The sequence below is a fragment of the Noviherbaspirillum sp. genome (assembly GCF_035654295.1).
Classification (GTDB): Bacteria; Pseudomonadota; Gammaproteobacteria; order Burkholderiales; family Burkholderiaceae_D; genus Noviherbaspirillum.
Map to the genome: position 1 here is coordinate 15,439 of NZ_DASRXF010000043.1, position 12,326 is coordinate 27,764.

11 protein-coding genes are annotated in these 12,326 nt (G+C 63.4%); 6 read left to right on the forward strand and 5 right to left on the reverse strand.

Annotated elements, in window-relative coordinates; genetic code table 11:
* Window positions 1-14 precede the first annotated feature (14 nt).
* From queC to VFF99_RS05140, 3 genes are all read left to right on the forward strand, one after another.
* Window positions 15-719 carry a 7-cyano-7-deazaguanine synthase QueC gene (gene queC, locus VFF99_RS05130; RefSeq protein WP_325015609.1) on the forward strand — a complete coding sequence of 235 codons (705 nt, stop codon included), beginning with the start codon at window positions 15-17 and terminating at the stop codon, window positions 717-719.
* Window positions 720-845: 126 nt separating this feature from the next.
* Window positions 846-1,589 (forward strand): metallophosphoesterase family protein, encoded by a 744-nt coding sequence (locus VFF99_RS05135; protein ID WP_325015611.1) that lies wholly within the window; start codon window positions 846-848, stop codon window positions 1,587-1,589.
* Window positions 1,586-3,073 carry a bifunctional serine/threonine-protein kinase/universal stress protein gene (locus VFF99_RS05140; protein ID WP_325015613.1) on the forward strand — a complete coding sequence of 496 codons (1,488 nt, stop codon included), beginning with the start codon at window positions 1,586-1,588 and terminating at the stop codon, window positions 3,071-3,073. The genes VFF99_RS05135 and VFF99_RS05140 overlap by 4 nt, the downstream gene beginning before the upstream one ends.
* Here the strand turns inward: VFF99_RS05140 and VFF99_RS05145 are convergent.
* The gene (locus VFF99_RS05145) at window positions 3,018-3,794 is read right to left on the reverse strand and encodes a DUF72 domain-containing protein (protein ID WP_325015615.1); all 777 of its coding nucleotides are present in this window, start codon (window positions 3,792-3,794) and stop codon (window positions 3,018-3,020) included. The two genes, VFF99_RS05140 and VFF99_RS05145, sit on opposite strands and share 56 nt — an antisense overlap.
* 357 nt (window positions 3,795-4,151) lie before the next feature.
* Between VFF99_RS05145 and VFF99_RS05150 the strand changes: the two genes are divergently transcribed.
* Window positions 4,152-4,481, forward strand: a complete 330-nt coding sequence (locus VFF99_RS05150; RefSeq protein WP_325015617.1) for a hypothetical protein — start codon at window positions 4,152-4,154, stop codon at window positions 4,479-4,481.
* On the opposite strand, the gene VFF99_RS05155 is transcribed toward VFF99_RS05150, so the two are convergent.
* From VFF99_RS05155 to VFF99_RS05165, 3 genes are all read right to left on the reverse strand, one after another.
* Window positions 4,482-5,618 carry a GGDEF domain-containing protein gene (locus tag VFF99_RS05155; RefSeq protein ID WP_325015619.1) on the reverse strand — a complete coding sequence of 379 codons (1,137 nt, stop codon included), beginning with the start codon at window positions 5,616-5,618 and terminating at the stop codon, window positions 4,482-4,484.
* Window positions 5,619-5,690: 72 nt separating this feature from the next.
* The gene (locus VFF99_RS05160; RefSeq protein ID WP_325015621.1) at window positions 5,691-6,239 is read right to left on the reverse strand and encodes a nucleotidyltransferase family protein; all 549 of its coding nucleotides are present in this window, start codon (window positions 6,237-6,239) and stop codon (window positions 5,691-5,693) included.
* A gap of 72 nt (window positions 6,240-6,311) precedes the next feature.
* The gene (locus VFF99_RS05165) at window positions 6,312-9,941 is read right to left on the reverse strand and encodes an indolepyruvate ferredoxin oxidoreductase family protein (protein ID WP_325015623.1); all 3,630 of its coding nucleotides are present in this window, start codon (window positions 9,939-9,941) and stop codon (window positions 6,312-6,314) included.
* A 189-nt stretch (window positions 9,942-10,130) separates the two neighbouring features.
* Between VFF99_RS05165 and VFF99_RS05170 the strand changes: the two genes are divergently transcribed.
* Window positions 10,131-11,048: a LysR family transcriptional regulator gene (locus VFF99_RS05170; protein ID WP_325015627.1), complete on the forward strand. Its 918-nt coding sequence runs from the start codon at window positions 10,131-10,133 to the stop codon at window positions 11,046-11,048.
* A gap of 101 nt (window positions 11,049-11,149) precedes the next feature.
* Window positions 11,150-11,437, forward strand: coding sequence for a hypothetical protein (locus VFF99_RS05175; protein ID WP_325015629.1), 288 nt, complete (start codon window positions 11,150-11,152; stop codon window positions 11,435-11,437).
* Here the strand turns inward: VFF99_RS05175 and phhA are convergent, their stop codons facing one another.
* Complete coding sequence (phhA, locus tag VFF99_RS05180) at window positions 11,438-12,319, reverse strand: phenylalanine 4-monooxygenase (protein WP_325015633.1); 882 nt, start codon at window positions 12,317-12,319, stop codon at window positions 11,438-11,440.
* Window positions 12,320-12,326: the final 7 nt, after the last annotated feature.

Below are 12,326 nucleotides of genomic sequence, written 5' to 3' on the forward strand. Positions count from 1 at the left end.
TGCACGGAAACAGCATGACACTCACCAACGGCGCACTGGTCCTCTTCAGCGGCGGCCAGGATTCCACCACCTGCCTTGCCTGGGCACTGGCCCGCTATCCGCAGGTGGAGACTATCGGCTTCGACTACGGGCAGCGCCACGCCATCGAACTCAGCGTGCGCCCGGCCCTGCTCGGAAAGATGCGTGCGTTGTCGGCGGAATGGGACAAGCGGCTCGGCGAGGACCACATGATCGACCTGTCGCTGGTCGGCAAGATCTCCGACACGGCGCTCACCGCCGACGTCGAGATTGCGATGCAGGCAAACGGCCTGCCAAATACCTTCGTGCCCGGCCGCAACCTGATGTTCATGACGGTAGCGGCGACCGTGGCCTACCGGCGCGGCCTGGACGTGCTGGTGGGCGGCATGTGCGAGACCGACTTCTCCGGCTATCCGGACTGCCGCGACGACACGATGAAGGCGCTGCAGGTTGCGCTCAATCTCGGCATGGCAAGCCGCTTCAAGCTCGAGACTCCGCTGATGTGGATCGACAAAGCAGCCACCTGGCGGCTGGCGCAGGATATCGGCGGCGATGCGCTGGTCGACGTGATACGGCAGGACACGCACACCTGCTACCTCGGCGAGCGCGGCGAGTTGCACGACTGGGGCTACGGCTGCGGCAAGTGCCCGGCCTGCGAGCTGCGGGCCCGCGGCTACCGCCAGTTCGCGGGGAAGGCGTAGAAAGCCTTCTGCAGGTCAACAGCGTCAGGGCTTGTAAGAAAACCTAAAGGAAGGCGGAGTAGGATGTCAGCTTGAGACAGTCCCATAACGTTATTCGCGATATTCCCCATAGAAGCGCCCATCCCCATGCTGATCGCCATCCTGACCGACATCCACGCCAACCGTGAGGCGATGACCGCCTGCCTCGCCCATGCCAGGGAGCGCAATGCCCAGCGCTATGCCTTCCTGGGCGACCTTGTCGGCTATGGGGCCGACCCGGCCTGGGTGGTGGACACGGTGATGGACTACGTGGCACGCGGCGCTTTCGCGGTACAGGGCAACCACGATATTGCCGTCACCCAGGCGGCCTCGAAGCACATGAATCCGCAGGCGCGCGAAGTGGTCGAATGGACGCGCGCGCAGCTCAACGAAGAGCAGCTGCAGTTTCTGGACAAGCTGCCGCTCACGCAGGAGCACAACAACCTGCTGTTCGTGCATGCCACGGCGGCCGAACCGAAGAGCTGGGAATACATCACCGGCACGCTGGAAGCGGTCAAGAGCATGCACGCCACACGCGCCCGCATCACCTTCTGCGGCCATGTGCACGAGCCGGCGCTGTACAACCTCTCGCCCACGGGCAAGGTATCGTCCTTCGTGCCCACCGGCGACAGCAGCATTCCGCTGGGCACCCAGCGCCGCTGGCTGGTGCTGCCCGGCTCGGTCGGCCAGCCGCGCGACGGCAATCCGGCCGCGTGCTACGCGCTGTTCGACGATGTGACGCATGAGCTGGTCTACTTCCGCGTCCCGTACGACTACGAATCCGCCGCCGCCAAGATCCGGGCGGCGGGCCTGCCGCAGAGCATCGGCAACCGTCTCGAGCACGGAAGATGAGCCGCCTCGCGCCGGGCATGGTCATCGACGGTTTCCGCGTCGAGGAGAAGCTGCACAAAGGCGGGATGGCGACGCTGTGGCACGTGACCCGCGTCGACGGCAAGCAGGACGGTGACAGCGAGCGGCGTCTGCTGATGAAGATTCCGATCCTCGGCGATAACTCCGACCCGGCCGCCATCGTCGGCTTCGAGGTCGAGCAGATGATCATGCCGAAGCTGACCGGCATCCACGTCCCGCATTTCGTTGCCTCCGGCGATTTCACCGGCCAGCCCTACATCGTGATGGAAGAGATCGCGGGCAAGTCCCTGCGCTCACGCTTCGACGAGGCGCCGCTGCCGATCGACGAAGTGGTGTCCATCGGCATCCGGGTCGCCACCGCGCTGCACGACCTGCACCGCCAGAACGTGATCCACCTCGACCTGAAGCCGAGCAACATCATGTTCCGCGAAACCGGCGAAGCGATCCTCATCGATTACGGTCTGGCGCGGCACGACAAGCTGCCCGACCTCCTGGCCGAGGAATTCCGCCTGCCGATGGGCACCGGCCCGTATATCTCGCCCGAGCAGGTGCTGCACATTCGCAACGACCCGCGCAGTGACCTGTTCGCGCTCGGCGTACTGATGTACCACCTGGCAACCGGGGAACGCCCCTACGGCTTCCCCACCTCCGTGCCGGGGCTGCGCCGGCGCCTGTATCGCGACCCGGTACCGCCGCGCGCCTTGAATGCGGACATCCCGGCATGGCTGCAGGAGCTGATCCTGCGCTGCCTGGAAGTCAATCCCGCCAAGCGGCACGACACGGCGGCGCAGCTTGTGCTCGATCTCCAGAATCCGGACCAAGTGAAGCTCACCAAGCGCGCCGAAAAGCGCGTGCGCGACGGCATGTTCAAGGTGGCGCGCCGCTGGTTCCGCTCGATCGGCATGGAATATGTGCCGCAGCAGTCGGCCGCAACCCAGCTCACGCGCGCTCCCATCATCGTGGTGGCGATCGATCTGAATTTCGGCTCCGAGGCACTGGCCGAATCGCTGCGCGTGGCCGCGCGCCGCGTGCTGCAGACCGAACCGGGCGCGCGCCTTGCCTGCGTGACGGTGCGCAAGACCAACCGCATCGGCATGGACGATCTGGTCGACAGGGAAGGCCGCAACATTCACGTCAAGCATCTCGTCGGCCTGAAGCACTGGGCAAGGCCGCTCAACATTTCCGCGGAAAAGATCACCTACCACGTACTGGAAGCGCCTGACCCGGCAACTGCGATCATCGACTATGCCAAGGTCAATGCGGTCGACCACATCGTCATCGGCTCGCGCGGCAGCTCTGCCTTCCGCCGTTACCTGGGCAGCGTGTCGTCCGAAGTGGTGGCGCTGGCGGAGTGCACAGTGACCGTGGTGAAAACCCCGGGGAGCAGCTCGCAGGCGGGCTTGCAGGCCGTCATGCCGCCGCCGCCCGGGGAGACTGAAGGCGCGCAAGCAGGGACAATGCATTAGGCACTGCGGCTCCGCTTGCCGTATTGTCGAAGATGCACCAGGCAGGCTTTCCTGACGCGGCGCTGCTCAAAAGGCGTTCATGCAGTTGCGCGATGACATCGTCCGCGTAGGCGGAATGGTAGATGACGGGCGAACCATGCATGCGCAGATAGGTAAAGCCGGTCAGGCCAGCCTCCTCCGGAAGTTTCCCCGGCGGCGGGTCGGCGTCCACATAGCCCACGCCCATTCCCGACAACACGTCGCCGGCGCCCGCGGTAAACCAGCTGAGGTGGCGCGGCTCGCACACCAGTGGGACGGCGGTCAGTGAACGCAGCTTGCGGAAAAACCGGCGTGCCGTCTGCGCGTCGAATTGCAGGCTCGGCGGGAGCTGGACCAGCAGGCAGCCAAGCTTCGGCCCGAGATGGCTGACTTCCGCGACAAATTTCTCCAGCGCTTCTTCCGCGCCGCGCAATCTTGCTTCGTGCGTGATGGCCTTGGGTACCTTGGCCGAGAAACGGAAGGATTCCGGCACGCTGTCGCGCCAGCGCGCATAGGTTGCGGCGCGATGGGGCCGGTAGAAGGATGTGTTGATTTCCACGGCCGGAAGGACCGATGCGTAGCGGACCAGGTGCGAACCCGCCGCGGGAAACTTCTCATGCAACGCACCAGGAATGCTCCATCCGGCGCATCCCACATGAATCAGCCCTGCACTCCTGCCCGCCGGCATCCGGCCGGAAGTCATTGCCTGCTCTCCTTGCATGCCTTATTGCTCCTGTGCCGCAGGCACCGTTTGGCGCGCCGCAGCAATCGCGCGTATTTGTCCGTTAGACATTGTGCGGTGCGAATTGATCCGCGACGCGAGGCGGCGCAAAATACGATGGCAGCGACCGCCCTGCAACGGGCGGCGCTGTACCGCCGGAGACGGATGCATCGCCCTCTGCATCCGAGACAATCGGAACTTCGCTGTCGACGCAATACCCAACTCTGCTCTGACGAAGCCCTCGGGCTTGAGACGATGTCCGCCGCCTGACTGTACGCTGCGCCGTCAAAACTTCATCAGAGCCAAACGGTCTGTACCAGGTTCACGGAGGAGTCTCGAATGAACGTACAACGAGAGGAAATTCTGCAACGCCTCGGCTTCATCGACCGCACGATCGACCATGCCATACGTGCGTGCGATTCCGACGTCAGCATTCCCGACGAACTCAGGAACTACGTGCAGCAGCTTGGCCAGCGTTCGAGCCAGGCCCAGCGCGCGCTGGAGTCCGAGGACGAACGCGGCGTGCGCGAAACGGTCGATGACCTGGCGCGCATCAGTTACCAGGCCCAGCGCCGCATCCATCCCTCCGACGGCATGAACTATGAAGTCAAGAGCGCCGTCATCCTCACGCATATCGAACTGTCGGCCTTGCGCCACCAGCTCGCCTGATCAATCCGCTGCACACAATGCATGCAGGTCCATGCCGTCGACGGCGACGCCGTCCCGGCCCCGGTGCTTGACCCGGTAGAGCGCCTCGTCCGCGCGACGGGTGACGTTACCCACCGTATCGCCCGGAACGCTTCCCGCCACGCCGGCCGAAAAGCTGACATGCAACCCGGGGGCGACGCTGTTCCACTCATGCGCCTTCACCGCCGCGCGCAATCGCTCGATCGACACGCGCCCTTCCTCGGCCGATGCCCCGGGCAACAGCACGCCAAACTCTTCACCACCCAGCCTGCCGACCACATCGACACTGCGCAGCGTTTGCGCCGCAATCGCGCAGAAGGTGGTGAGCACCTCGTCGCCCGTCGCATGGCCGTAGCGGTCATTGATCATCTTGAAGAAATCCAGGTCGATCATTGCAAAGGCAAAGCCATCGCCGCTGCGGTCGCTGCGCAGCAATTCCGTCTCGATCGATTGCATGAAGTGGCGCCGGTTGTACACGCCGGTCAGATGGTCGCGGCTGGCAAGTTCCTCGATCTGCCGCAGCGATTCCTCCAGCAGGCGGTTCTTTTCCGAGAGCTTGTTGCGCAGACGGGCAAAGCGTGCGCTGGGCAGAGTCAGGCTGCGCAAGGTAAAGAAGAAGAACAGCCATACCAATGCGATGTCGATGCCGGAGGTGCCGGGATAGCCGAAATCGTCGCGGACTGCCCAAAGTGCGATCGCAGTGATGCCGCCGTACAAGAGCCAGCCGGCGGTAAACTGCTGCGGCGTGAATTCCAGCGCCGCGTAGGCAGACAGAACGATCAGGACTGCGAGAAACACGATGGCCAGCTTCGGTGCCATCAGCAGGAAGGCGACCTGGATCGCGCCATTGACGATGAGTTGCGGCACAAGCAGGTTCTTGTCCGGAAGCCGGCGGTTGAAACCCAGCTTGAAGAAGCCATAAACCAGCACCGAAGTGCCGACGCCGACCAGCAGAAACAGCCGCGGCACCCACATCCCGATATTGCCCGCATAGGCGAACAGGAGCAGTGCGACCGTTTCGGTCAACATGCTGACCACGACGAGACCTGCGATATAGACCCGGTGGCGCTGGCGGCGTTCTTCCTTCTGCTCGGGCGAAAAGACGCGGGCTGTGGGCATGGTTGAGTTTCCTAATAGAAACTAATTCACCTACTTTAACTCCTTCTTCGCATTATTCCAAGATGCCCGCGCTCAGGCATGCACGCGCAGCTTGGGCCAGATCCACAACCAGTTCTTGCGCGTCAGGCGCGCCGAGAACTCGACGGCATTGTTGCGCTTGTTGCGGTTGGGTGTGATCTGTCCGGCGAAGAGGCTGTCGAGTCCGAAGGCGCTCAACACTTCGATGCGGTCCTGCCCGTCGAGCCGCACGCCGACTGCCGTTTCCTCCTCTACCCAGTACGCCATCGCGTCCAGCGTCGACAGGTAGGCGGCATCGCCATTGCGCTCGTGCATCCTTGCCTGGTTATGCACCGACCACGGCAAGGCGCCGTCGCTTTCCGCAAGGCGGGACTCGAGACGCCGGTCATGCTCGCGAAAGGCGCAAGCAGGATCGAAGTAAATCAAGTCGATATCGTCGAGCGGCGTAGGCGTTGCGTAGCCGTGCAGCTTGTCCCAGACAAGGTTGCGCACGAACCCGGCGGCAATGCACCAGTCGGGCAAATCGAGTTCGCGTGCATTGCGCAGCGCTTGCATGCGCAGCGCGTCGCCCGCAATCCACTCGCGGATCAGTTCTTCATGCATGCGGAGTCCGTCAATGAAAAACCGCCGGGCCTGGGCAATCAGGACCGGCGGCAAGGATGGTAACGCAGTACGTCAGGCGGCGTGCTGCGAAGATGCCGTGGAGGATGCTCCCGGTACGTCAAACTCCCTCAGCAACGCGGCTTCCTTTTCCTTCGCTGCCTTGAGGTTGCGCTCCTTGATGTGGCCAAAGCCGCGGATGTCGTCCGGGATGCTCGCGATCGCCGTGGCCTTGGACAGGTTCTGCATCGTCAGCCTCGGCAGCAGGGCTTCCACCGTGTCGCGGTACTGGCGGATCAGCGCACGCTCGACCTTGCGCTCTTCGGTATGGCCGAAGACATCAAGCGCCGTGCCGCGCAGGACGCGGAGCTTCGCCAGCATGCCGAAGGCCTTCATCATCCACGGACCATATTCCTTCTTGATGAGGTGGCCTTCCGCATCGCGCTTGGCAAACAGCGGCGGTGCGAGGTGGAACTTGATCTTGTAGTCGCCTTCGAACATGCCTTCGATCTTGGCCTTGAACGCGGTATCGGCGTGCAGGCGCGCGACTTCGTACTCATCCTTGTAGGCCATGAGCTTGAAGAGATAGCGCGCGACGGCTTCGGTGAGCTTCAGCGCACGGCCTTCGCCAACCACTTCCGCCTCCGAGGCGCGGACCTTCTCGACGAATTCGCGATACTGCGCGGCGTACTTCGCATCCTGGTACTTGGTCAGGAAGTCGACACGGGTCTCGAGCAGTTCCTCCAGCGACGGCGAACGCTTGAATTCGATGACCTGGGCCTGCACATCGTTAAGCTTTGCCAGGCGTTCGACAGCGGCCCAGTCGTGCGCGGCATTGCGGCCCCAGACGAAGGCTTGCTTGTTGAATTCGACCGACACGCCGTTCAGTTCGATCGCGCGGATCAGCGCCGCTTCGGACAGCGGCACCCAGCCCTTTTGCCATGCATAGCCGAGCATGAACATGTTGGTCGCGATGCTGTCGCCCATGAGCGCCGTGGCGATCTTGCCGGCATCGATGAAATCGACGCGGTCGGCGCCGCAGGCATTGCGGATATCGTTCTGCGCGGTCGCCTCGGGGAACTGCCAGTTGGGATTCTTCACGAACGCGGCCGTCGGCGAGCCGGTCGCGTTCACCGCTGCGTAGGTGCGTCCCTCGCCCATGCGGCTGAGCGCGTCGCGGCTGGCGGTCACGATCTGGTCGCAGCCGATCACGAGATCGGCGGCGCCGGTACCCACGCGGGTCGAATAGATGTCTTCCTGACGGTCGGCGAGGCGAACGTGCGACATCACCGCGCCGCCCTTCTGCGCCAGGCCGGTCATGTCGAGCACCGAAACGCCCTTGCCTTCGACGTGGGCGGCCATGGCCACGATCTGGCCGATGGTGATCACGCCCGTGCCGCCGACACCGGTGACGATGATGCCGAAGGGCTCGGCCGTGCCCGGCAGCACCGGATGCGGCAGCTTGCTGCCCTGCAGGATCGGCAATTTCTTTGCGCCCGCATCATCGCTGACCGCCGCTTTCTTCGGCTTCTTCAGCTGGCCGCCCTCGACCGTCACGAAGCTCGGGCAGAAGCCTTTCACGCAGGAGAAGTCCTTGTTGCAGGACGACTGGTTGATCTGGCGCTTGCGGCCGAACTCGGTTTCCAGCGGTTCGACCGACAGGCAGTTGGATTGCACGCTGCAATCGCCGCAGCCTTCGCACACGGCTTCATTGATCACGGCCCGCTTTGCCGGATCCGGATAGAGCGGCTTGCCGTCGGGGCCGGTCTTCTTCCGGCGGCGGCGCTTTTCCGAGGCACAGGTCTGGTCGTAAATGATCGCGGACACGCCTTTCACTCCGCGCATTTCCTTCTGCACGGCGTCCAGCTCGTCGCGATGGCGGATGGTCACGCCCGGCGCCCAGTTGATGCCCGCCGGGTATTTTTCCGGATCGTCGGTCACGACCACGATCGGCTGCACGCCTTCGGCTGCGATCTGGCGCGAGATCATCGCCGGATCGAGCGGGCCGTCGACGTTCTGGCCGCCGGTCATCGCCACCGCATCGTTGTACAGGATCTTGTAGGTCATGTTGACCTTGCCTGCCACCGCGGCGCGAATGGCAAGCAGGCCGGAGTGGAAGTAGGTGCCGTCGCCGAGGTTGGCGAACACGTGCTGCTCGCTGGTGAATGGCGCATGGCCGACCCAGGTCACGCCTTCGGCGCCCATATGGGTGAAGGTCGAGGTCTGGCGGTCCATCCACAGCACCATGTAGTGGCAGCCGATGCCGGCCAGCGCGCGGCTGCCTTCCGGCACCTTGGTCGAGGTATTGTGCGGGCAGCCCGAGCAGAAGTGCGGAACCCGGTCCTTGGTGGGATCGGGCTTGATGCTGCCGGCCTTGAGCACGGCCTCTTTCGCTTCCAGGTAAGCGACGCGTTCCTTCACGCGCTGTTCCACCGGATGACCGGCGAAGTATTTCGAGATGCGGGCGGCAATGGCGCGCGCGATCTGCGCCGGATTCAGTTCATAGGTCGCCGGCAGCAGCCAGTTGCCGTGGCCTTCGCGGTGGTTGCCGCTCCACTCGCCGGTGTCGTCGAACTTGCCGACCACGCGCGGGCGCACGTCGTCGCGCCAGTTGTACAGCTCTTCCTTGAGCTGATATTCGAGGATCTGGCGCTTCTCTTCGACCACGATGATTTCTTCGAGGCCTTGCGCAAACGCGCGCACGCCCTCCGCCTCGAGCGGCCAGGTCATGCCGATCTTGTAGAGGCGGATGCCGATGTCCCTGGCGACGTTCTCGTCGATACCGAGGTCGGCCAGCGCCTGGCGCGTGTCTAGGTAGGACTTGCCGGCGGTGACGATGCCGATGCGCGCACGCGGGCTGTCCCAGACCACCTGGTTGAGCTTGTTGGCGCGGACATAGGCGAGCGCCGCATACCACTTGTAGTGGTTCATGCGCGCTTCCTGCTCCAGCACCGCGTCCGGGTAACGGATGTTGAGGCCGCCCGGCGGCAGTTCGAAATCGGTGGGGATGACAATCTGCTGGCGGAAGGGATCGACATCGACGGTGGCGCCGGACTCGACGAGGTCGGTCACGCATTTCATCGATACCCACAGGCCGGTGTAGCGCGACAGCGCCCAGCCGTGCAGGCCGTAATCAAGATATTCCTGGATGGAAGACGGGAACAGCACCGGGATGCCGCAAGCCTTGAGGATGTGCTCGCTCTGGTGCGCGGTGGTCGAGGACTTCGCCGCGTGGTCGTCGCCGGCCAGCACCAGCACGCCGCCGTGCTTGTCGGTCCCGGCCATGTTGGCGTGCTTGAAGACGTCGCCGCAGCGGTCCACGCCGGGGCCCTTGCCGTACCACATGGAGAACACGCCGTCATACTTCGCGCCGGGGAACAGGTTCACCTGCTGCGTGCCCCACACTGCGGTGGCGGCAAGGTCTTCGTTCATGCCGGGATGGAACTTGACGTGGTGCGCTTCGAGGTACTTGCGCGCCTTCATCGCGGTCATGTCGACGTTCCCGAGCGGGGAGCCGCGATAGCCGGTGATGTAACCGGCGGTATTGAGCCCCGCCTTCATGTCGCGCTGGCGCTGCATCATCGGCAGGCGGATCAGGGCTTGCGTCCCGGTCAGGAAGGCGCGGCCGCTCTCCAGCGTAAACTTGTCGTCGAGGGAAATGTTTTCCAGCAGCTGGCGCTGGCCGGGATCCAGGGGTGCGTTCATTGTTTCCTCCAGGCTATCGATTCTTGATCGGATTGCACTTTGTCGTTGTCCGCCAGGTTGTGGCCGGCAACTTTTCACGCTTTGTGCCCATGTGACGGGCGCAGCGCTTTTATGCTTCGACACCAACTATAAGAATTCGGCTTACATGAGTAAAATAGTATTTTGGTGAACCAGATATTCGAAAAACGAATGGCTATCCAGGACATCTCCACCCGCCACCTCCGCTACTTCCTGGCTGCGGCCGAAACCGGGCAGTTTTCCCTTGCGGCACATGCGGTCCACGTCTCCCAGACGGCGATCACCAATGCCATCGCGTCGCTGGAAAGCCTGCTGGGCGTCAAGCTTTTCGACCGCCATCCGCATGGCGTCACGCTGACGGCAGAAGGACATCACTTCGTCCAGCATGCCCAGCATGTGCTGAACGCCCTCAACGATGCCGTTCGCGCACCGGCCTTCCGCACCTACGACGTGTCCGGCGAGATCCGCATTGCGGCGTCCTACACGGTCATGGGCTACTTCTTGCCGCAATACCTCGCGCGCTTCCAGCGCACACATCCCGGCGTCAAGCTCAAGCTCATGGAACTGCACCGGCTCGAACTGGAGGAAGCCGTGAAGAACGGCGAAGTGGATGTCGCGATCGCGGTGACCTCGAACGTCGGCCCGTCCAAGGGGTTGGTCGGCGAGCCGCTGGTGCGCTCCCGCCGTCAGTTGTGGACGGCCAGCGATCATCCCTTGTGCTCGGCGAGTGAAGTGTCGCTGAAGGACATTTCGCAATATCCGCTGATCCAGATCATGGTCGACGATGCGGGCGAATCGGCGAAACGGTATTGGGAAAAGCGTGGGCTGACACCCAACCTGCTGCTGGAAACCGAGTCCATGGAAGCGGTGCGCACCTTCGTCGGGCTGGGTCTGGGCGTGGCCATCCTGTCCGACCTCGTATTCCGCCCCTGGACACTGGACGGCAGGAAGATCGAGGCCCGGCCGATCACAGACGTGGTCCCGCCGATGGAGATCGGCATCGTGCGGCGCATCTCCCGGGAACAGGCGCCCGCTGCCGAAGCATTTGCCCGCTTCCTGAAGCTTGCCTGCGGCGCCGCAACAACATAAGCGATTGACACTATTTCAAGCTGTAACAGAGCGTAAATGCCATAGAGAAACTCTCTCCCGCTACGTACAGTGAAAGTGACAGAAGCTGTTGGGAGTCCGCCATGCAATACGTCCTGCTATCCATGCTCATCGGTGCCTTGTTCGGCGGCGGCATGGCTGTCGCCCAATCCTCCAGCGAGCCGGTGCAGCAATCCCGTGCCACGTCGAAGTTCAGCGAGAAGTTCAAGGCCGCCGACAAGGACGGTGACGGCGCGCTTACCCGCAGTGAAGCGGAAGACGCCAAGCTGGTCCGGGTGGTCGACAATTTCGACCGCATCGACGCCAACCGGGATGGCAAGGTCACGCGCGAGGAAATCCGGACGATGGTCCGCTCGCGCGTGTCGATCTGATCAGGCGTTCGGCGGGATATTCACTTCGCCGGGCAACAAGGTGTCGGCCGGCAAGGCTTCCTGCGTTTTCAGCCGTTCGTAGATCGGCGCGAAGTCGGGCGCCGTGGCGTCGAACAACTGCTCGTAGTCGCGGATCACGAAATACGTTTCCTGGTACGAATCGATCTTGTACAGCGTGCGCATGATGCGCTCCGCATCCAGCCCGATGCGCCGCGGCTTCGGGCTGGTCAGGCAGTATTCGATCTCGCCGCCCGAAGACAGGATGCCGGCGCCATACGCCCGCAGCCCGCGCGGGCTTTCGATCAAGCCGAACTCCACCGTGTACCAGTACAGCCGCGCCAGATACTTCAGCGCATCCAGCCGCAGCGCCTTCAGCCCGCCCTTGCCGAACTGCTGGAGATGGTCGGCGAAGACCGGATTGAAGAGCAGCGGCACATGGCCGAAGAAGTCATGGAAGATGTCCGGCTCGACGATGTAGTCGAACTCTCCGGGATCGCGCAGCCATACGGTGACCGGGAAGCGCCGCTCGGCAAGGTGCTCGAAGAAGGTCAGGTCGGGGATGAGGCCCGGCACCGCGACCAGTTCCCAGCCGGTCGCCTTGTGCAGCGCCTCGGTGGTACGGTCCAGGCGCGGAATCTCGTCCGCGGCGTTGAGCCTGTCCAGGCTTTCGATGAACAGTTCGCACGCGCGGTCCGGTACCAGCTTCGCCTGCCGCTGGTACAGCTTGCGCCATAGCGCGTGCTGTTCCGGGGTGTAGGCTGCCCAATCCTGCCGGACGACATAGCGCTCGTCGCAATTGCTGTAATCGCCGCGCAGCTTGCCGCCGTCGGATTTCTCTTCCAGCGTCTTGAAAAAGTCCGCCTGGTCGACAGTGGTGTTCATGATGACT

Excerpts from the sequence above, each read along its gene's own strand:
- phhA (WP_325015633.1), bottom strand. The coding sequence starts at position 12,319 with ATGAACACCACTGTCGACCAGGCGGACTTTTTCAAGACGCTGGAAGAG.
- queC (WP_325015609.1), top strand. The coding sequence starts at position 15 with ATGACACTCACCAACGGCGCACTGGTCCTCTTCAGCGGCGGCCAGGAT.
- VFF99_RS05140 (WP_325015613.1), top strand. The coding sequence starts at position 1,586 with ATGAGCCGCCTCGCGCCGGGCATGGTCATCGACGGTTTCCGCGTCGAG.
- VFF99_RS05160 (WP_325015621.1), bottom strand. The coding sequence starts at position 6,239 with ATGCATGAAGAACTGATCCGCGAGTGGATTGCGGGCGACGCGCTGCGC.
- VFF99_RS05155 (WP_325015619.1), bottom strand. The coding sequence starts at position 5,618 with ATGCCCACAGCCCGCGTCTTTTCGCCCGAGCAGAAGGAAGAACGCCGC.
- VFF99_RS05145 (WP_325015615.1), bottom strand. The coding sequence starts at position 3,794 with ATGACTTCCGGCCGGATGCCGGCGGGCAGGAGTGCAGGGCTGATTCAT.
- VFF99_RS05135 (WP_325015611.1), top strand. The coding sequence starts at position 846 with ATGCTGATCGCCATCCTGACCGACATCCACGCCAACCGTGAGGCGATG.
- VFF99_RS05170 (WP_325015627.1), top strand. The coding sequence starts at position 10,131 with ATGGCTATCCAGGACATCTCCACCCGCCACCTCCGCTACTTCCTGGCT.
- VFF99_RS05175 (WP_325015629.1), top strand. The coding sequence starts at position 11,150 with ATGCAATACGTCCTGCTATCCATGCTCATCGGTGCCTTGTTCGGCGGC.
- VFF99_RS05165 (WP_325015623.1), bottom strand. The coding sequence starts at position 9,941 with ATGAACGCACCCCTGGATCCCGGCCAGCGCCAGCTGCTGGAAAACATT.
- VFF99_RS05150 (WP_325015617.1), top strand. The coding sequence starts at position 4,152 with ATGAACGTACAACGAGAGGAAATTCTGCAACGCCTCGGCTTCATCGAC.